The organism is Bacillus cereus group sp. N24, assembly GCF_016483345.1.
Taxonomy (GTDB): domain Bacteria; phylum Bacillota; class Bacilli; order Bacillales; family Bacillaceae_G; genus Bacillus_A; species Bacillus_A toyonensis.
Genome location: NZ_JAEHCA010000004.1, coordinates 51,202 through 70,228, shown reverse-complemented (window position 1 = coordinate 70,228; position 19,027 = coordinate 51,202). Strand labels below are relative to the sequence as shown.

The following is a 19,027-nucleotide window of genomic DNA, read 5'->3' as shown; positions in this document are numbered from 1 at the left end:
TCCTTTCTCCACTTACTGTTATTCCTATATCTTCCCTTTTTTTATACATAATCATTCAAGAAAAAATGTCCTTACATGATATATGTCCATATCAAACAACAGCTCATTTGCATATTGTATGTTGTATCTTAAAATAAAAGGAGGAAATAACAATGGGCTTCGCACATGGTAATGGATTTGCGCTTTTAGTCGTATTATTTATCCTCTTAATCATCGTCGGTGCTGCTTGCTTCTGCTAAGTAGTTATTGTCATATGATATGTGGATGAAAAAACTATAAAAGCGGACACCTATTTTTAGGTGTCCGCTTTTTATTTTAAAACCACTATCGTTTGTTATGGTAACCTTAACGGCTATATATTCAATTCAAAAAGTTAACAATGTGGCTACTTTCTTACTCTCTGCCTTACGAATATGACGTTGTTCCGCACGTAATACAGCAATACGATGTAATTCTTTCTCTTCTTCTGTTTCAGGAATAACTCGTGGTACAGGAACTGGATTATTTTCCTTACTAAGTGCAACAAATGTAACAAATGACGTTGCAGCTATACGCTTCTCACCTGAAATTAAGTCTTCAGCCACTACCTTCACAAAAACTTCCATTGAAGTTCTTCCCGTCCAAATTACAAAGGATTCATAACTAACGCAATCAGATGAACGAACAGGATGTAAGAAATCAACCCAATCCATAGACGCTGTGACACATTCTTTTCTTGCATGTCTCGTTGCTGAAATAGAAGCAACCATATCCATCTCCGCTAATATTTTTCCACCAAATAGTGTATTATGATCATTTAAATCCGTTGGAAATACTCGGCTCGTTTTAAACACTCTAGACTCATTAGCTGTTTTTCCCTTTACTTCAGTCATTGTTATCGCCCCTTTGATTAATTATCCTGCTATTTGCGGGTAGTAAGACTCCCAAATCAATATTCGGCTGAAAAAAGAAATTAGGTGGAATTTGGGCTGTCCGTATACGTTCAATGAGTTCAACTAATCATGTACTGTTCACTACACTAAGTGAACTACACATTTAATATTTACAACATTCAGAACTTTTAGTCCATAAAAAAGAACCGATGTTATCAATCGGCTCCTCTAAATACATATTGTTCTTTTGGCTGCTCAACTTTATTCCATTTCGTTACTTCTAAAACAGGAATATTTGCATGGAACGGCTGATAAAACTCAGTTGTTATGTCTCCTTCTACTTGAATCCAGTCATCATTATTCCACTCTACCCCTTCTGGTTTTTTCACTAACATACCATATACACCAGAATCCGCTACACAGTGTATAATACCGAAACGGAATAAGAAGTATTGTTCTTTTTTAGAAGAATCATCTCTGAACACAAACCCTTTAAAAGATAATTTTTTCCCAGTAAACTCGCCAGGATAGTTATAAATCGTCTCCATACCCTTTAAGAAATCTTCATCTTTTAAAGTAATACTGTCTTTCGTAACAAACTCTTTCTTCCCTTTTTCCATTACACCACGGTATCCTTCTTTCCCGTAATAAATGCTCGTATCAGGTCTTAGAAATTGTCTTGTCATAAATGGATCTTTACTTTCTGCTTGCGCTACTGGAAAATGGAATCCCTTCGCCTTAACAATATCGGAATCTAATGTTGCAATTGGAAAAAACAATCCTGTAATGATTGGAAAACAGAATAATGTGTAAGAAAACACTTTTTTCCACCATGTATTCTCATCTTTCGAATGATCATGCCCGCAGTGACTATGATCGCAACCACAATTGTGCTGTTCTTTTTCTTTTTGATGTTCTTTTTGGAAAACGATAATAATTTGAACAATCGTTAAAAACCCTAAAATAATGGCTGCTGTTGTTGATAAATAAGCATACTTCATATTGATATATTTCGTAATATTACCTGAAATATGAAGCTGTGCAATTAATATTGTGAAACCTAATAATATATATGCTCGAAACATAACCTACCACCCCATCGCATAAATGAGTAGTGAGCTTGCATAAACAACAAGAGTAACTGTAACTGTAACGACAATTACAAATTTTGTTTTAAATGTCGCAAGCATCATAAACATATTTTTAATATCCACCATCGGTCCATATACGAGAAACGCGACGAGTGATGCTGTTGAAAATGTACTTTGGAATGACGAAGCAATAAATGCATCTGCTTCTGAACAAAGTGATAATATAAAGGCAAGTCCCATCATTACAGCAGATGAAGAAAACGGCCCTTGTCCGATAGCAAGAAGTGTTGAAGTTTGTACAAACGTTTGAACCGCTGCTGCAATTAACGCACCTAGTACTAAGTATTTTCCCATTGAGAAGAATTCCTCAACAGCGTGCGTACATACTTCCCACATTTTTTTACGTAACGGACGCTTATGATTCACTTCTGGGAAGTGATCATCTCTTAATTGATGTTCTTTAAACATAAATGATAATATAATCCCAACGATAATTGCTACGATAATCGCTACAATAGAACGATACCATACCATGTGCATACTACTTCCAAAAGCGACATATGTAGCAAATAGTACAACCGGATTAATAATCGGTCCAGTTAACATAAATGCAATCCCTGCGTATGGCGGAACGCCTTTTCCGATTAATCGTCTTACAATCGGAACAATTCCACATTCACATCCTGGAAACATCATGCCTAAAAAAGTAGCTAATAAAACTGACAGAAATCGGTTCTTCGGCATCCATTTTGCCACCATATCTTCTGTCACAAACATTTGAATGAATCCTGAAATAAATACACCAATTAGCACAAACGGAAGTGCCTCGATTAATATTGAGATAAAAATTGTATTCATTTGCAGGAATGCTTTCGGTAATTGAAACAATTCCATGATGTATTTCCTCCAACTTTTCTTTAACAATATGTAATTTTAACCCCATTTTATTAATTGGACAAGGCTTATACGGAATTCATAACCTTCATACACATTACATTTCACATGTTATATTCTATTCCAAAATTGAGATTTCATAGCAAAAAAGCTGCTCTAGCGTAGTTTTACAACTATGCTAGAGCAGCTTTTTTATTGTTAAAAGTAACGTTTCTTCCAAAAAACAAATGCCAATGTGAACGATAAAGTTACACATATGATGAGTACAATTACAAAACCATACGCTTCACCTTCAAATGGAACCTTTACGTTCATTCCAAAGAAACTAGAAACCATTGTTGGTAAAGATAAAATAATTGTAATAGACGTTAACAATTTCATAACACTATTTAAATTATTTGATATAACGGAACTAAATGTATTCATCATTCCACTTAAAATGTGACTATATATTTCCGCCATTTCAATAGCCTGTTTATTTTCAATTAATACATCTTCTAATAGATCTTGATCGTCTTCATACATTTTTAAAAATGTACTGTTTCGCATTAATTTTTGAATTACAATTTTATTAGCCTTTAATGATGTTGTAAAGTAAACTAAACTTTTTTCAAGGCCTAACAATGTAAAAATTTCTTTGTTTTTCATTGATTTATTTAATTGGTGCTCTAAATCGATTGTTTTTCGATTTATTTGCTTTAAGTATCTTAAATAATAAGTAGAAATCGTATATAAGAGCTGCAGTGCAAAGCGTGTCTTTTTAAACGTATAAAATTCTTTAATACGTTGATTAATAAAACGTTCAAAAATTGGATTCTCTTCTAAGCAAATTGTAACGAAACAATCTGGCATTACAATCATACCTATTGGAATCGTGTCATAAATCGAATTCCCCTCTTCATCATGCCTAACTGTCGGAATATCGACGATGATTAAGGTATTATTGTCTTCCTTTTCAATACGAGAGCGTTCTTCATCATCCAAAGGGTCTTTAATGAAATCTAAGTCTACATTTAAAGTTTGTACTAAATACTGAATTTCTTCTTCAGTTGGATGAAGTACATTAATCCAGCAACCCTTTTGCATTTCCTCAATCTCTTGTAGTTTTCCGTTTCGGTCTGTTAAATACATATTTAACATACTATCACCCCGATTCTTTTTACATGTAGGAATCTACCTCTCTTACATAACAGTTTTTGAACCGCCATTCTCAGCATATGAAACATACGTTTAAATTTCAATAGAAAAATTATTTTGAAAACGCTTTTACGTGAAAAATATTATAAACGTAGAAAAAGACAGAGGATTCTCTGCCTTAAAAAGCTTATGTTGCTTTTATAACATATTTAGAAAGCATCCACAAGTTAAAACCAACTGAAATCGTATAGCCAGCGTAAGTTGAAATGATAAAACTTACATAATCGAAATACGGAAGCAATACAATATTTAATATTATCTTTACAATAATTCCGATTACTAAACCTAATACTGTTTTCTGTTGTTGATTGATTCCTTGCAGCATGGCAGCCGTTACAGTAAAGAGTGAAAATAGTATACACGCAGGAGCATAATATTGTAGAATAACACTCCCTATCTCCGGATCATTCCCAGTGCTAAACAAAAGCGTATATATTGGTTTTGCTAATACCATCATTCCAATCGCCGCTGGTACCGTAATCCCTACTACTAATAGATTCGTCTTTGTAAAATGTTTATATAGTAACTTCGTATTCCCTGCTGTATAAGCTTTCGTCATCTCTGGAACGAGAGACATACTAAAAGCAGTCGCAACTGAAACTGGGATAAGTACAACCATTTGAACAAGACCAATAATCGCATTGATTTTTTCCGCTTCTCCTTGCATATATCCAATTTGTATAAGTAGTTTATTAATTGTAAATGTATCTATAGTCTGATACAAAGGAATAGCTAAACCAACCACGACGAAAGGAATAGAATATGTAAAGAGCTCCTTATACAACGAGAAGAAAGATTTCGTCGTTTGCGGTATACTTGCCATCTCTTTTTTCTTTAAATGCCTTCTCCTTCTTACATAATACGCAGTTAAAACAGTTAATCCACCTATTGCTCCCATGAAAGCACCAAACGTTGAAATACCAACTGCTAGCGATACAGAAGCTTTTAAAACATATAATACGACAAAACTTCCTATCAATATAGTTAAGACCCGAAAGAATTGCTCTACAACTACACTTAATGCAGAAGGGCCCATCGACTGAAATCCTTGAAAGAAGCCTCTTAATAAACTCATTACTGGTACAAGTATTAACGCAAAACTTACAATTTGAATGTTAGTAGCGACAGCAGTTACACTATTCCCCGTTTGATCACTTCCATCAACTACAAGTTCAGCTAAATGCGGGGCTAATACATACAGTGTGACACACGATACAACTCCCATTATTAACATAAAAACGATACCACTCTTTAGTACTCTTTTAACTGTATGATAATCATTTAGTTGATCATATTTTGATACCATCTTTGAAACAGCGAGCGGTAACCCCATCGTCGCTATACTCAGCATAATCGTATAAGGACGATATGCATACGTGTATAGAACGTACCCACTCGTACCAACCATTGCTGTAAATGGTATAATATATATAAACCCTAACATTTTAGATATCATCGTTGCCATCGTTAAAAATATCGTTCCACGTATAAACGGTGACCCTTTCATCACATTCCTCCGCTACGCTTTATTATTACACATTATGGACAACTCCTTTTGTTTAGAACCGAAACAAATAAAAAAGCCAATGAATCATCATTGACTTTAACGTGTTGTTTTTTTCTTTTTCAAATACTTTAAACCGAAGTATAGTGCAATAAAGAGCACAGCTCCTATAATTATGTAATGTGTGTAATCAGATGCATACTCTTTAATATGACGCCAATTCCCACCAAGTTTTTCACCTAAGTATATAAATAGAATTGACCACGGAATAATCGCTACAACCGTATAAAGTGTAAATAGTTTTAATGGCATCTTAGCTAGTCCTGCTGGAATAGAGATCGCATGACGTACTACTGGAATAAAGCGTGCAGAAAATATTACGCCTGCTCCGTAACGTTTAAACCAACCTTCCGCTATGTCTAAATGGTGTTTATTAATAAGTAGATATTTCCCATATTTCTCTACAACCGGACGCCCTCCGTAGTATCCAAGCCAGTATAAAAAGATTTGCGCTAAAGTACCACCAATCGTTCCGGCGATAACTGCCCCCACAAAACTAATTTTACCATCCGCTACTAAAAAGCCAGCATACGAAAGTACAATTTCACTTGGGATTACTTCAATCATTAAAGCAAGAGCTACTCCAAAGTACCCTAAGCTTGCAAAAAATTGCAATAACTGATCTATTATATTTGCTAACATGTTCTTTTCTATCTCCTTTTTTCTTCACATACCATCCCATTATCACATAAAGATTGCAATCTGCCAATATCTTCATTTTAACAATATGTACAATTCAAGCAGCATTAATCTATTATTTTTTCTTTCTGTGGGTCTTTCATATAAGCAAACATTTCTTTAATTTGCTCTTCTGTATTTCTAGCAATTGATAAATCCGGCAATTCATCTTCACCAAAAAACTCTATTTCTTCTGTTTCAATACTAACCTTCTTTTCCCCACCAACAATATTACAGCCAATAAAAATTTTATATACATGCGTTGCTGAAGGCGATGGTTGATGCTTTTCTTTATCAAATATAGCTAGTAACTTAAAATGATCTACTTCATATCCTGTCTCTTCGAAAACCTCTTTTGCTGCTACTTCTGTTGGCGTATAACCAACATCAGCCCATCCACCTGGCAACGCCCATTTCCCATCACTTTTTTCCTTCACAAATAATAGTTTTTCATTTTGACAAACAACTGCTCGTATATCAACTTTTGGTGTTTGATAGCCTGTCTCACTTGCAAATAGTTTCGCTACTACTTCCCAATCTGTTTTTGTGTAATGTGACATCATCGAAATCGAAATGTCTCGTAATTGTTGGAAACGTTCTATATCGTACACATCTTTAGAATACGTTAAACCCGCTTGGGCTATAGATTGTATTTGTTTTACCCAATCAATCCATTTAATCGTCATCTCTACACAACCCCATTCTCTATCAAATACATATCATTTCACTTTTTTGGTACACCTTTATTATACAAAAAAAGAGATTGATAATGTTCCAATCTCTTTCAAAATTAATCCAATTCATGTAAGTGGTCTTGTATATACTTCCTTCTTTTATTTATATATTCATAAATCATATCAGCCTCTTGATCAAACATTTCTAATTTTTCTTTCATATATGGATCTTGTAGTAAATATGGACGAATCAATTCACACAACCCTTCTACTTTCGGCCTCATAAACGAAACTGTAAATTGGTCTTCTAATATTTCTTCTAAAATACTTCGATACTGCTTTCTAAATACAGGTATGTCTAACAATCTTGCACTTAACGTGTTATACCCTTGAATGCGAATATATTCATGATTAAGCGGTCTCCCTTGTACATCTCGCCCCCAAGTTGCATCATAATCCCACGGTATAACTTCAAATAAATTTGTCTCATCGTTATGATATAGTGCATAGTTATGAACGAAACCGTCAAAGTTTTGCGTGAAAATTACTCCAGCTAACCATCGTAAATATTTATCTACATGTAGAAACTTCCCAATTTCTTTTTCATAATCTTCCCTCGACAAAGTATTCGCTTGAAATACAAATTCACTTAGTTGTTCTTCACTATTTTTATTTGAATATTTAAATTCATAACCCGCAAAGAGCTCTGTCTTAACATCTTTATCTCGCTCACTCATTAATGAAAAATTCGCATCATCATCTATCGCATAATAAATAGAACCACTCGGTAATCCTCTATTTTTCAAAAAGTTTTCATCAACTGACTCTAACTGTAAATATACACCTTGAATTTGACCATTGATTTTTATAAATACATGTTGTGATTTTGGCGAAAGTACACCAATATCATGAAAAAAATCTAAAGATAATTTATTTCGTATGAGTGACGGATCCATAAACTCAGAATTCAAATGAAACTCTTTCGCGCCTTGAAATTTTTTCGGTTTATAAAACACAACATGATAAGACTTTTTCTCAAATTCGCGAATATGAGCACCCCGGTATACGATATCAATGTCATACTTCTTTTTTCCATAAGTTAATTTTGCTGGTACTGGACTATCTGACCAAATATCTTTTTTTAATTCCACTAAGTACATTGGATGAACAAAAAAATCATATGAAGGCAGCATGTTTTCTCATCCCTTCTCAGTTCTCTTCCTTCAATGTATGCGCCTTGTCTTGTCCATACATCCGCTATCATCTATTTATATAAAATTACACTCTTGTCCTGTTCAGAACGTCGTCATATCTCATATCATGTTAAGGAAAAAGAATACCTTTTCACTTTAATACATGATAAGGAGGATTTCTATGAAACGTGATATTAGAAAAGCTGTTGAAGAAATCAAAAGTGCTGGGATGGAGGATTTCTTACATCAAGATCCAAGTACTTTTGAGTGCGATGATGATAAATTCTCTCATCATAAATGTACTACAGGATGTAAATGCACTACAGGAGGTAGATGTACTACAGGAGGTAGATGTCCAAGAACAAGATGTACTCGCGTGAAACATTGTACTTTCGTTACAAAATGTACGCACGTAAAAAAATGGACATTTGTTACGAAATGTACTCGTGTTCGTGTTCAAAAATGGACATTCGTTACGAAAGTAACGCGTAGAAAAGAATGCGTTTTAGTTACAAAACGTACTCGTAGAAAACATTGTACTTTCGTTACAAAATGCATACGCTTTGAAAAGAAATTTTTCTGGACAAAACGAAGTTTCTGTAAAAAATGCGAATTCTTCCCTCACGGCCACGGTCACTCTTGCGATGATTCATGTGATCATGGTAGAGACTGTCACGATGATGGACACAAATGGAATGATTGCAAAGGCGGACATAAATTCCCATCTTGCAAAAATAAGAAATTCGACCACTTCTGGTATAAAAAACGTAATTGTTAGTTTTTTATGCCTACAAAAAAAGGCCGTTTTGCGGCCTTTTTTACGTTTATTGAAAATGACTTATATCTGCAAATTGTTTTACTTCACCACAATCTTCATCAAACTCAATCACACTAAGACTAGCGCTGTGCATAAACGGATCATCCCATACATTTGCAATTTCAATACCCGCAAAATGTCCTACGAGTAATTTTGCTGCTGCCGCATGAGAAACAATCAATATATTCTCTCCTTTATGTTTTTCTAAAAGAAGCTGCATCCCCTCAATTACTCTTTTATGAACAGCCTCAAAATTTTCTCCTGATGTTGACTGAAAAAGATGTGGCTCATACCAAAACAATTGTATTTCTTCTGGGTATTGCTTTTCTATCTCATCGATTGTTTGTCCTTCCCATATACCCATGTTAATTTCATAAAAATGCTCATCCGCTATTATCGGTATATCACGTTCGCCCTTTATTAACTTTGCAGTATGAAGTGTTCTTTCACTCGGACTACTATAGATTGCATTGATAGCTAAATCTTTCATTCGGTCACCTAATTGTTTCGCTTGTAACATACCATTTTCAGTTAAAGCTGAATTTTTACGTCCTTGCATTCGCTTCGCTACATTCCATTCTGTTTCACCGTGCCTTGTTACATATACAGTTGTTTTCATTTCTCATTCCCCTTTATCAATTTGGTCTTAATTCCCATGGTTCTATTTGCCCTACAATCCATTCATTGCAATTACTTTCAATCCCATTAATTACTCCATCTGATATTTCTTGATGAGTAAGCCATCTTCCGTATGTATCTTCTAAAATAAAACCTAATATAATTCTATGATACAGGCAAAGCGTACCACCTATTTTCTCTGCAGTCATACGCGATGCTTTACTGCCTAAAATATGAAATAGACTGTATGTTTCAGACGAAAATTCTATCTCCTTACAAATGAGTGATAACGCATACTTTGCACTTGAATGTATCCATGCGACAACTAATGTTATGGGACCATTTTTCTCAATTGTACCTTTAATAGCTATCTTTACATCGTCATTATTATAATAATCTAACGGAAGGCATGTGATATTTTCTGGTGCAGAACTTGCTCGCTTCACATGTTCTAATTTCACTTCATCTCGTCCGATAATAGAAACATGGAATCCTTGCTCACAAAGCCACATAGAAACTTTCTTTAACATCCCTGTTCCCCCGATTACAAGTGCATGCAAATACTCTTCCTCCCTAGTAAAATGTCATATGTGGTTTTTCTTCCCTATAATAATTTAGACGGTCTTGCAGTGTCCCTGAATGAAACTCGAACTTGTGACCGTCAGGATCAACAAAATATATAGACTCACAATCTCTCACATTACGTTCTCTTCCTTGTAAAATATGAACATTATTTTCTTCTAACCGATGTAACAAGCGTTCAAAATCTTTTTGTTCAACAGAAAATGCGAGGTGCGTATAAGATTGATGAATCTCCTTTCTTGGAATATGTGCCTCTTCGTTCAGTGCTATCCATACTCCACATATATTGAAATATGCAAGCTTTCTCCCTTTAACTAATAGTTCTCCTTCTAGCACTCTTTCATAAAACAGAATAGCGTTTTCTAAATTTGATACTGAAAAACAAAGATGATTGATTCCTTTCAACACTCCACGTTCCTCCTTAAACAAATAAAAGATGAGCGAAAATTCACTCATCTTTTATTATACTATTTCTTTGTAATATATGCCCATTTATAACTGAAGTCGCCACCGAACGTATGGTTAGCAATACCATTTACATACGTCTTCTCTAAGTAAGCTGTACTTTGTTGGTACGTAGGAGAGATTGCAACATCTTGACCAATTAAGATTTTTTCAGCTTCTGCAAGTGCTTTCCAGCGTGCTGCGTCATCTTTTAGTAGTTCTCCTTTTGATTTCGCTACTAAATCATCATACTTCGGATTTGAATAATCCATTTCATTAAATGAGCTTCCAGTAACGAACATATCAATATATGTCATTGGGTCTGGATAATCTGGACTCCATGCAGATAATGAGAATTCATATTGAAATTTCTTTTCTAAATCTAACTTCTGCTTATATGGTTGTTGCTTCAAATTCACTTTAATACCAGGTAAGTTTTTCTCTAATTCTTCTTTAATAAAGTCGCCCACTTTTTTACGACTACCGTTATCATCATTTAGTAATTCTACTGTAATTGTATCTTGACCAAGTTCTTTCTTCGCTTCTTCCCACAGTTTTTTTGCTTTCGCAGCATTATCTTTACTGTCACGGAAATTTTTATTTACAGTACGGAAGTCTTTTCCATCTGGTCCTGTCGTAAACTTTTCAGGTACTAAGAAATACGCTGGCAATGATCCATCATTCAAAATTACATCCGCAATTCCTTTTTTATCGTACGCTAAATCAATCGCCTCACGAACCTTTTGATTTTTAAACGTTGCATTTTTTTGATTAAAACGTAGGAAATACATACGTGGGTCTAGCTTCGTTTTAAATTCATCTGGTTTATTCTTTTTATATTTGTCTACAAACTCAGAACTTAAAATGACACGGTCTGCTTGATCACTATCATATAAATTTACCCCAGTACTTGTCTCTTTTACTATACCCACATTAATTTCTTGTAATTTTACAGCATCTTTATCCCAATAATTTGGGTTTTTCTTTAACTGGTAACTTTGTTCATGTTTCCATTCACTCATTGTAAATGGTCCATTGTACAATAATTTATCTGCTTCTAATCCGTATTTATCCCCTTGTTCTTTTACATACTTTTCATTTAATGGGAAGAATGTAGGGAACGAAGTAAGCTCAAGGAAATAAGGTGCTGGTTGCTCTAATTCTACTACCAACGTTTTATCATCCTTCGCTTTAACACCTAATTGATCCGACGGTACTTCTCCTTTATTTACTTTCTGTGCATTTTTCACATCAAATAAAATAAATGCATATTCTGCTGCTATTGCTTTATCTAATGTACGTTGCCATGCATATACAAAATCTTGCGCTCGAACTGGATCACCATTTGACCATTTTGCATCACGTAATTCAAATGTATATGTCTTTTTATCTTCACTAATCTTCACGTCTTTGGCCATACCTGGAGTTGGTTTATTATCTTTATCTAGACGATATAATCCTTCCATTGCATTTACAAATACACGGAAAGATACAGAATCTGTTGATTTAGATGTATCCATTGAAGGAATTTCAGCTGTTTCTAGCAAATTTAAAACTTGTTTATCTGCCATTCCCTTACTTGATTCTTTCTTCGTTGTCGAAGCCTTCTCCCCATTCCCACATCCCGCAACCAGTACACTAGTCGATAACACAAGTGCAGCAATTGTTGTTGTCTTTCTCTTCATTCTTCCTTCCCCCAATCTATATGTATAAGTTAAAACTTGTATAATATATTTTATTATACAAAAGATTCTGATTATTTTAAATATTTATTTTCATAAAAAGAAAAAAAGCGGTCAGAAATTGCTTTCCCTCCGCTTTGTTGAATAGCATTTACTTGTAAGCCATCCTCTATATCAAATGGATTTTGAACTTTAAATATTTCCTCCATTATCTTCAAAAATTCTTCTTCATTTTTAGATTCACCGTTAATCGTAAGTGAATATGGTTCCACTTCTCCCAATTTATAATCAACAATAAATTGAATTGTCACCTTTTTCCTCGGCATTTCAGGACTCTCCCCCTGAAATTCTACTAATTCTAATCCCTCTGTTCCACGATAGTATATCCATCCTGAATTTTGAAAATAATTTTCGAACGATTCACCAATTGAAAAGACTGGATATTCATAAAGCGAGCTTGTACGAACTTTTTGAATAATATCCCGATCAGTTGGGAAAAAGAAATGACTGAACAAAATACTAGCAACTGCTAACATTGTAACGATCGTTGCTCCCATTTTACTCGTTCCTCCACTATCACGAATGAGATAATTTTCAACCGATTCATCTTTAATTTCACGTGCCTTTATGCGGTATATACGTCTTTCTGCAAATTGATAATATAATCCATTCGCAAAAATCCCTAGCCCGAATAAGATAAAAACGAGTAATAAAAACGTGAGAGGCACCATATTAATGATTGGCAATGCTACGTTGAAGCCCATATAATATGAAAACGCATCACACACTACTAATAAAAGTATAAATAGTGCAGCAGGTAAATAATACTTACGATAGCCAAGCCAACCTACATTAAAAATAGCAGCCCAACCATTCCAGCTCCATTTTGCAATTCGCTTATTTTCAAGCTCCCATTTTTTTTTGTAGTACGGATATTGTCTCCCTACATATTCTTCTAATTCTTTGTCTATTAGCGAGCTTCCTTCACCTTGTTTATTATGCAGTTTTTGCTGACAGTTTGCACAATTTAACTGTTCATTCGCACAAGGTTGCCCACAATTTATACATTCCAAAACAATCCCTCTTTCCATTCATACTTCATTTCAAAATACCTTCGTGTTTTAACAGCCACTCTTTCCTCCATAAACCACCCGCATACCCTACAAGCTTTCCACTCTTTCCTATTACACGGTGACACGGAACGATAATTGAAATGGGATTACGACTGTTTGCTCCTCCTATTGCTCGTACAGCTTTCGTATTACCAACCTTCTCCGCAATATGTAAATATGAAGCACTTACGCCATAAGGAATAGTGTAGAGCGCATCCCATACATTTTTTTGAAATGACGTTCCCTCTGCAGACAGTGGTACAGTAAACGCTTTTCTTTTTCCTTTAAAATATTCATCTAGCTCATTTATACATTGATCTATCATTTCATTTGTATTTTCTTCTTGTCGTTCATCAACAAATATAACAGACGTAATTCCTTCTTCGTTCGCTGTAATTTCTAGCAAACCTAATTCACTTTCATAATAAGCCTGGTACATATGTCATCCTCCAATTCAGTTCATATTAGTCATTGTAACACGAATAGACAAAATTTTTCGTATAAGCGTTTTATTAGAGAAACAAAAAAGAGAATGGTAAAATATAAGAAAATTCAATCAAGGAGGCTATTTGATGCATTCCAAACTTTTTTCACCCTACACAATTAAGGATGTTACACTAAAAAACCGTATCGTCATGTCGCCTATGTGTATGTATTCTTCGGAAAATGAAGATGGAAAAGTTACGAATTTCCACCTCGTTCATTATGGAACTAGGGCTGCCGGTCAAGTCGGTTTAGTTATGATTGAAGCAACAGCTGTGTTACCTGAAGGTCGCATTTCTAACAAAGATTTAGGTATTTGGGACGACAGTCTAATTGAAGGATTACATACAACGACAACTTTTATACATGATAATGGTGCAAAAGCTGCCATTCAACTCGCTCACGCCGGAAGAAAAGCTGAGTTAGAAACAGATGCGTTAGCACCTTCAGCAATTCCATTTAATGAAACAATGAAAATACCACTGGAAATGAGTAAAGAGCAAATTAAAGACACCGCACTAGCTTTTCAAAAGGCTGCACTGCGTTCAAAACAAGCTGGATTTGACGTTATTGAAATACACGGCGCTCACGGTTATCTAATTAACGAATTTCTTTCTCCACTTTCCAATAAACGAACGGATGAATATGGCGGCTCATCTGAAAACCGCTATCGTTTCTTACGTGAAATCATCGAATCTATAAATGAAGTTTGGGACGGACCGTTATTTGTTCGTATTTCAGCAAATGATTATCATCCTGACGGACTAACCGTTCAAGATTACGTTCAGTATTCAAAATGGATGAAAGTACAAGGAGTAGATTTAATCGATTGTAGTTCTGGTGCAGTTGTACCGGCACATATTGATGTTTATCCTGGTTACCAAGTACAATATGCTAAACATATTAAAGAACATGCTAACATTGCAACTGGGGCAGTTGGATTGATTACGACTGGGGCACAGGCAGAGCAAATATTAAATAATAACGAAGCAGATTTAATTTTTATCGGACGTGAGTTACTTCGCAATCCGTACTTCCCAAGAATAGCCGCAAATGAACTTGGTTTTGAATTGCAAGAACCGTATCAATATAAGCGGGCTCCTGGGAAAATCAATATGAATAAATAAAACCGAGAAGCCATTCTTCTCGGTTTTATTTATTCTATCGTTGTAATTTCATTTGAATTATAAATGTGGAGACCAGATTCTTCTCGCAGCGCAGTTATATACATCCCTTTCGCCACATCTTTAGCTGAAATTGGTTTATACTTTTTGAAAGCCCCTTTAAATATAAAAGGAATAATTCGAGTTAACTTTTCAGCCATTCGTTCACCAAAACGAAACTCTTGTCGATTTCCAACTAATAGAGACGGCCTAAAAATATGAATACCACCAATCACTAACTTTTGCAATTCCTCTTCCATTTTCCCTTTTACTTGTGAATAAAAGAAAAATGATTTAGGATTTGCTCCCATCGAAGACACAACAAGGAAGTTTTGCACCCCTTGCTTTTCAGCTAAACAAGCAGCTCGTAACGTATATTCATAATCTACTTTTTTGAAATTCGCCTTTGTTTTTGCTTTTTTTATTGTTGTTCCTAGACAACTAAAAACATCATCTACTGCAAAAAATTCTTTATATTCTTCTAATGCCGAATAATCTACTTTCTTCTGCTGTAACTTCTCATGTTGCCATTGCATTGGTTCTCTTACAAAAATAGTAACCGAATCGTAGTAATCTGATTCAAGTAATAGACGCGTTATCTCTTGTCCAACTAAACCACTTGCACCAAGTACTAACGCTGTTCGCTTATTCATATATGCATATACCTCTTATTTTACTTTTCTCTCCTTCAGTGACATGCAACTTTTAGGAGTTTCCTTCTTTTTATTTTACCATAAGTAAAGCACTATGCGTATGCATAGTGCTTTACTTACTCTTTTTTCTTTTCTTTCTCTGGTAATTTCGTTATCGTTGATGCATTCCCTAAATTACTTATTAAGCGTCTTAAAAAGATTAAAACGAAAGATAATGGCAATACTACCGCTAATATCAATAAGATAGCTTCCATTAAATATCCCAAGCGCTCATCCCCCTCTTCACCTTCCTTTCAAATATATGAAAGCAGCGTTGTCACATATGCATGCATTCACAAAAATAATACATCTATATTTGACAACTTTATAACAAAATCAAATCGTAATGATTATTATTTATTGCAACTTTATGAAAGATGTATTATACTAAGTTCGCAAACTAAAACGTAATTATTCCGTTTTGTATTAAAATGATATTTTTCTTCTATAATTGAAGATATATCCGTAAAAAAAGAAAAGAGGAGAACTTCATGCCTAAAAGATTGACTATATTTTCATTCTTACTTATTTTCACTTTAATTTTTACTGGCTGCTCAAATAAAAAAGAAGGTACTGCCAAGAAAGATGGAAAGCTAACTGTTTATACAACTATCTTCCCTCTTGCAGATTTCGCAAAAAAAATTGGTGGCGACTATGTAACAGTAGAAGCAATTTACCCTCCTGGTGCCGATTCACATACATTTGAACCGAGTCAAAAACAAACAGTACAAGTTGCAAAAGCCGATTTATTCGTTTATAACGGTGCTGAATTAGAACCATTTGCTGAGAAGATGGAAAAAACATTACAAAAAGAAAATGTTAAAATTGTAAATGCATCAAAAGGAATTAAACTTCGTGCTTCTTCTGAAGAAGAACATCACGATCACGGAGATGGTCATAAAGAAGATGATCACCATCATGATAAAGACCCGCATGTTTGGATAGACCCTACTCTTGCGATGAAACAAGCTGAAAAAATCAAAAATGCTCTTGTGGAATTACAACCTGACCATAAACAAGAATTCGAGAAAAACTTTGCAGCACTTCAAACTAAATTTACCGATTTAGACGATCAATTTAAAGCTGCTGTAGCAAATGCGAAAACGAAAGAAATTTTAGTTTCTCATGCTGCTTATGGTTATTGGGAACAACGCTATGGTTTAAAACAGATTCCTATCGCCGGAATTTCAGCTTCTGATGAGCCATCTCAAAAAGAGCTTGCTGACATTACAAAAACAGTAAAAGAACACGGTCTAAAATATATTTTATTTGAAACTTTCTCTACGCCAAAAGTCGCATCAGTTATTCAAAAAGAAACTGGTACAACAGTTTTACGCTTAAATCACCTTGCTACTATTTCTGAAGATGATGCGAAAAATAATAAAGATTACTTTACTTTAATGGAAGAAAACGTAAACACATTGAAAGAAGCAACAAACTAATTTACTATATTTTCTAAGCAGCTGAATCTATTGTTCAGCTGCTTTTTTATGTATGTATCCTTGACTTGACCAAAATAACAAGTAAAATTATCCATATTAGCTTTAAGCTATACTCTTTTAGAAGGTGAGTTGGAATTATGAATCTTCACATTTGTGAAGTAACAGCAAAAAATTGGCGTTCAGTAGCTGCTTTAAACGTCGCAAAAAACCAGCAGCAATTTATTGAAAGTAATGCGTTTTCTTTAGCAGAATCATTATATGAAGGAAACGGGACGTCAGTAGGTTTATATGATGGAGAAATACTTGTTGGATACGCAATGTACGGTTGGTATTCAAAAAAACACGAAAGCATCTGGTTAGATCGTTTTATGATTGACCAACAATATCAAGGAAAAGGTTACGCAAAACGTTTCCTTCGCTTACTCATTCAATTTTTACAACAACAATTTACATGTAAAATAATTTACTTAAGTTTACATCCGAACAACAAACTTGCCATGGGCCTATATGAATCATTTGGTTTCCATTTAAACGGGGATATTGATGATGAGGGTCCAGTTGTAGGTGTTGTAATGGAGTTACTAATAAACGAAAACACAAGCCTGTGAAAACAGGCTTGTTATTATATATTTATCAATGTTATTTTCTATTTTCCGTTTCTTTCCCTTATGTGTTTCGTTATTGAAATCTAGTACAATCTCAATAGAATGCTCATAAAAAAATAAGCCTGCAGTTGACACAGACTTATTTCACACACTCCCCAAAATGTTCTTGGAACCATTCTTTATTAATATCTTTACCGATAAATACGACTTCACTTACTCGCTTTTCACCCTCTTGCCACTCTCTATCATACGAAGCAGCAAATAATGTATGTACACCTTGGAACACGATACGTTTATCTACTCCATCGATAGATAAAATCCCTTTATAACGATATAAATACTCCCCTAGCTCTTGCACGACAGCTGACATCCACTCATTTAGTTTTTGTAAATCTAACGGACGCTCTTCACGTAGTACAAATGATTTTACACCTTCTAAATGATTATGCTCTTTATGAGGATAAATTTGTAACGTATCTTTCGTTTTAAACGTTTGAATTTGTAATAATGATGGTATATCTACCTCACAGTTAGTTGCCTCGATTAACTTTGCAGTGAGGTTAATACCTTGCAGTTCATGCAAAAGATTTTCCTTTTCACTTTCTTCAATTAAATCTAATTTATTCACCAACACTACATCAGCAAATGCAATTTGTTCCTTTGCTTCTAGTCCCTTTTCAAAATGTTTATGTATATGGTAACTATCTACTACCGTTACAACGCCATTAATTTGGTATGCAGATTGAATAACAGGATCTAAAAAGAATGTTTGAATAATCGGGCCTGGATTTGCAAGACCTGTTGTTTCAATTACTAAGCCTTCAAAGTCCATTTTCCCTTCTGCTTTTACGTCCAGTAATTGTTTTAACGCAACGAGTAAATCTTCACGTACAGTACAGCATAGACAACCGTTAGTCATTTCCATAATTTCTTCTTCAACATTCATAATCAACTGATTATCGATACCAATTTGTCCTATTTCATTTACAATCACCGCTAATTTCTTACCGTGATTTTCTGATAAAATACGATTTAATAAAGTCGTTTTCCCTGATCCAAGAAAACCAGTTAATATTGTTACTGGAATCATCCCTTACATCTCCTTATAGCTATATGTGTCTACATTATAGCATATAGAGAAAATCGTTTTTGTAGCAAAACATATTTATTGTTTGTACGCTCCTCAAACTATATAATAATATGTAGTAAGAAAGCCTTTTCAAA

At 34.4% G+C, this 19,027-nt stretch carries 22 protein-coding genes; 5 read left to right on the top strand and 17 right to left on the bottom strand.

Going from position 1 to position 19,027, the window contains the following annotated elements; all coding sequences use genetic code 11:
- Positions 1-152 precede the first annotated feature (152 nt).
- Positions 153-239: a YjcZ family sporulation protein gene (locus JDS95_RS08235; protein ID WP_000505094.1), complete on the top strand. Its 87-nt coding sequence runs from the start codon at positions 153-155 to the stop codon at positions 237-239.
- Between the two features lie 126 nt (positions 240-365).
- Here JDS95_RS08235 and JDS95_RS08230 read toward each other — a convergent pair whose 3' ends face one another.
- The 8 genes from JDS95_RS08230 to cotH form a co-directional block, all read right to left on the bottom strand.
- The gene (locus tag JDS95_RS08230; RefSeq protein WP_000141167.1) at positions 366-872 is read right to left on the bottom strand and encodes an acyl-CoA thioesterase; all 507 of its coding nucleotides are present in this window, start codon (positions 870-872) and stop codon (positions 366-368) included.
- A gap of 215 nt (positions 873-1,087) precedes the next feature.
- A complete protein-coding gene (locus JDS95_RS08225) occupies positions 1,088-1,957 on the bottom strand; it encodes a TIGR03943 family putative permease subunit (RefSeq protein ID WP_000488053.1) in 870 nt (289 codons plus the stop codon).
- A gap of 3 nt (positions 1,958-1,960) precedes the next feature.
- Positions 1,961-2,857, bottom strand: a complete 897-nt coding sequence (locus JDS95_RS08220; RefSeq protein ID WP_000418718.1) for a permease — start codon at positions 2,855-2,857, stop codon at positions 1,961-1,963.
- A gap of 198 nt (positions 2,858-3,055) precedes the next feature.
- Positions 3,056-3,997 carry a magnesium transporter CorA family protein gene (locus JDS95_RS08215; RefSeq protein WP_000933700.1) on the bottom strand — a complete coding sequence of 314 codons (942 nt, stop codon included), beginning with the start codon at positions 3,995-3,997 and terminating at the stop codon, positions 3,056-3,058.
- Positions 3,998-4,181: 184 nt separating this feature from the next.
- On the bottom strand, positions 4,182-5,561 hold the full coding sequence (locus JDS95_RS08210; RefSeq protein ID WP_002043092.1) for a putative polysaccharide biosynthesis protein: 1,380 nt from the start codon (positions 5,559-5,561) through the stop codon (positions 4,182-4,184).
- Positions 5,562-5,657: 96 nt separating this feature from the next.
- The gene (uptA, locus tag JDS95_RS08205; RefSeq protein WP_000880689.1) at positions 5,658-6,260 is read right to left on the bottom strand and encodes an undecaprenyl phosphate transporter UptA; all 603 of its coding nucleotides are present in this window, start codon (positions 6,258-6,260) and stop codon (positions 5,658-5,660) included.
- Between the two features lie 104 nt (positions 6,261-6,364).
- Positions 6,365-6,982 carry an NUDIX hydrolase N-terminal domain-containing protein gene (locus tag JDS95_RS08200; RefSeq protein ID WP_000153579.1) on the bottom strand — a complete coding sequence of 206 codons (618 nt, stop codon included), beginning with the start codon at positions 6,980-6,982 and terminating at the stop codon, positions 6,365-6,367.
- Positions 6,983-7,086: 104 nt separating this feature from the next.
- On the bottom strand, positions 7,087-8,163 hold the full coding sequence (gene cotH / locus JDS95_RS08195) for a spore coat protein CotH (RefSeq protein ID WP_000938008.1): 1,077 nt from the start codon (positions 8,161-8,163) through the stop codon (positions 7,087-7,089).
- 181 nt (positions 8,164-8,344) lie between these two features.
- Here cotH and exsB point away from each other — a divergent pair, with 181 nt between their 5' ends.
- Positions 8,345-8,941 (top strand): exosporium protein ExsB, encoded by a 597-nt coding sequence (gene exsB / locus JDS95_RS08190; RefSeq protein WP_000817492.1) that lies wholly within the window; start codon positions 8,345-8,347, stop codon positions 8,939-8,941.
- A 46-nt stretch (positions 8,942-8,987) separates the two neighbouring features.
- Here exsB and JDS95_RS08185 read toward each other — a convergent pair whose 3' ends face one another.
- The 6 genes from JDS95_RS08185 to JDS95_RS08160 all read right to left on the bottom strand — a co-directional run bounded on the left by JDS95_RS08185 (position 8,988) and on the right by JDS95_RS08160 (position 13,857).
- On the bottom strand, positions 8,988-9,599 hold the full coding sequence (locus JDS95_RS08185) for a phosphoserine phosphatase 1 (RefSeq protein WP_144467160.1): 612 nt from the start codon (positions 9,597-9,599) through the stop codon (positions 8,988-8,990).
- Between the two features lie 16 nt (positions 9,600-9,615).
- Positions 9,616-10,158 carry a short-chain dehydrogenase gene (locus JDS95_RS08180; RefSeq protein WP_000543130.1) on the bottom strand — a complete coding sequence of 181 codons (543 nt, stop codon included), beginning with the start codon at positions 10,156-10,158 and terminating at the stop codon, positions 9,616-9,618.
- 13 nt (positions 10,159-10,171) lie between these two features.
- Positions 10,172-10,588 carry a FosBx1 family fosfomycin resistance bacillithiol transferase gene (gene fosB / locus JDS95_RS08175; RefSeq protein ID WP_000911698.1) on the bottom strand — a complete coding sequence of 139 codons (417 nt, stop codon included), beginning with the start codon at positions 10,586-10,588 and terminating at the stop codon, positions 10,172-10,174.
- Positions 10,589-10,647: 59 nt separating this feature from the next.
- Positions 10,648-12,309 carry a peptide ABC transporter substrate-binding protein gene (locus tag JDS95_RS08170; protein WP_000824282.1) on the bottom strand — a complete coding sequence of 554 codons (1,662 nt, stop codon included), beginning with the start codon at positions 12,307-12,309 and terminating at the stop codon, positions 10,648-10,650.
- Positions 12,310-12,380: 71 nt separating this feature from the next.
- Positions 12,381-13,379 (bottom strand): DUF2628 domain-containing protein, encoded by a 999-nt coding sequence (locus tag JDS95_RS08165; RefSeq protein WP_000388940.1) that lies wholly within the window; start codon positions 13,377-13,379, stop codon positions 12,381-12,383.
- A gap of 25 nt (positions 13,380-13,404) precedes the next feature.
- Positions 13,405-13,857 (bottom strand): methylated-DNA--[protein]-cysteine S-methyltransferase, encoded by a 453-nt coding sequence (locus JDS95_RS08160; RefSeq protein ID WP_199690372.1) that lies wholly within the window; start codon positions 13,855-13,857, stop codon positions 13,405-13,407.
- 133 nt (positions 13,858-13,990) lie between these two features.
- On the opposite strand from JDS95_RS08160, the gene namA reads away from it, so the two are divergent.
- Positions 13,991-15,028 carry an NADPH dehydrogenase NamA gene (gene namA / locus JDS95_RS08155; protein ID WP_199690370.1) on the top strand — a complete coding sequence of 346 codons (1,038 nt, stop codon included), beginning with the start codon at positions 13,991-13,993 and terminating at the stop codon, positions 15,026-15,028.
- 29 nt (positions 15,029-15,057) lie between these two features.
- On the opposite strand, the gene JDS95_RS08150 is transcribed toward namA, so the two are convergent.
- On the bottom strand, positions 15,058-15,717 hold the full coding sequence (locus JDS95_RS08150; protein ID WP_001042745.1) for an oxidoreductase: 660 nt from the start codon (positions 15,715-15,717) through the stop codon (positions 15,058-15,060).
- A gap of 116 nt (positions 15,718-15,833) precedes the next feature.
- Entirely contained in the window at positions 15,834-15,983 is a 150-nt protein-coding gene (locus tag JDS95_RS08145; protein WP_000540935.1) for a hypothetical protein, read from the bottom strand.
- 264 nt (positions 15,984-16,247) lie between these two features.
- On the opposite strand from JDS95_RS08145, the gene JDS95_RS08140 reads away from it, so the two are divergent.
- A complete protein-coding gene (locus tag JDS95_RS08140) occupies positions 16,248-17,198 on the top strand; it encodes a metal ABC transporter substrate-binding protein (protein ID WP_001126163.1) in 951 nt (316 codons plus the stop codon).
- 137 nt (positions 17,199-17,335) lie between these two features.
- Entirely contained in the window at positions 17,336-17,806 is a 471-nt protein-coding gene (locus JDS95_RS08135; protein WP_001048670.1) for a GNAT family N-acetyltransferase, read from the top strand.
- Between the two features lie 136 nt (positions 17,807-17,942).
- Here JDS95_RS08135 and JDS95_RS08130 read toward each other — a convergent pair whose 3' ends face one another.
- Complete coding sequence (locus tag JDS95_RS08130) at positions 17,943-18,893, bottom strand: CobW family GTP-binding protein (protein WP_199690369.1); 951 nt, start codon at positions 18,891-18,893, stop codon at positions 17,943-17,945.
- Positions 18,894-19,027: the final 134 nt, after the last annotated feature.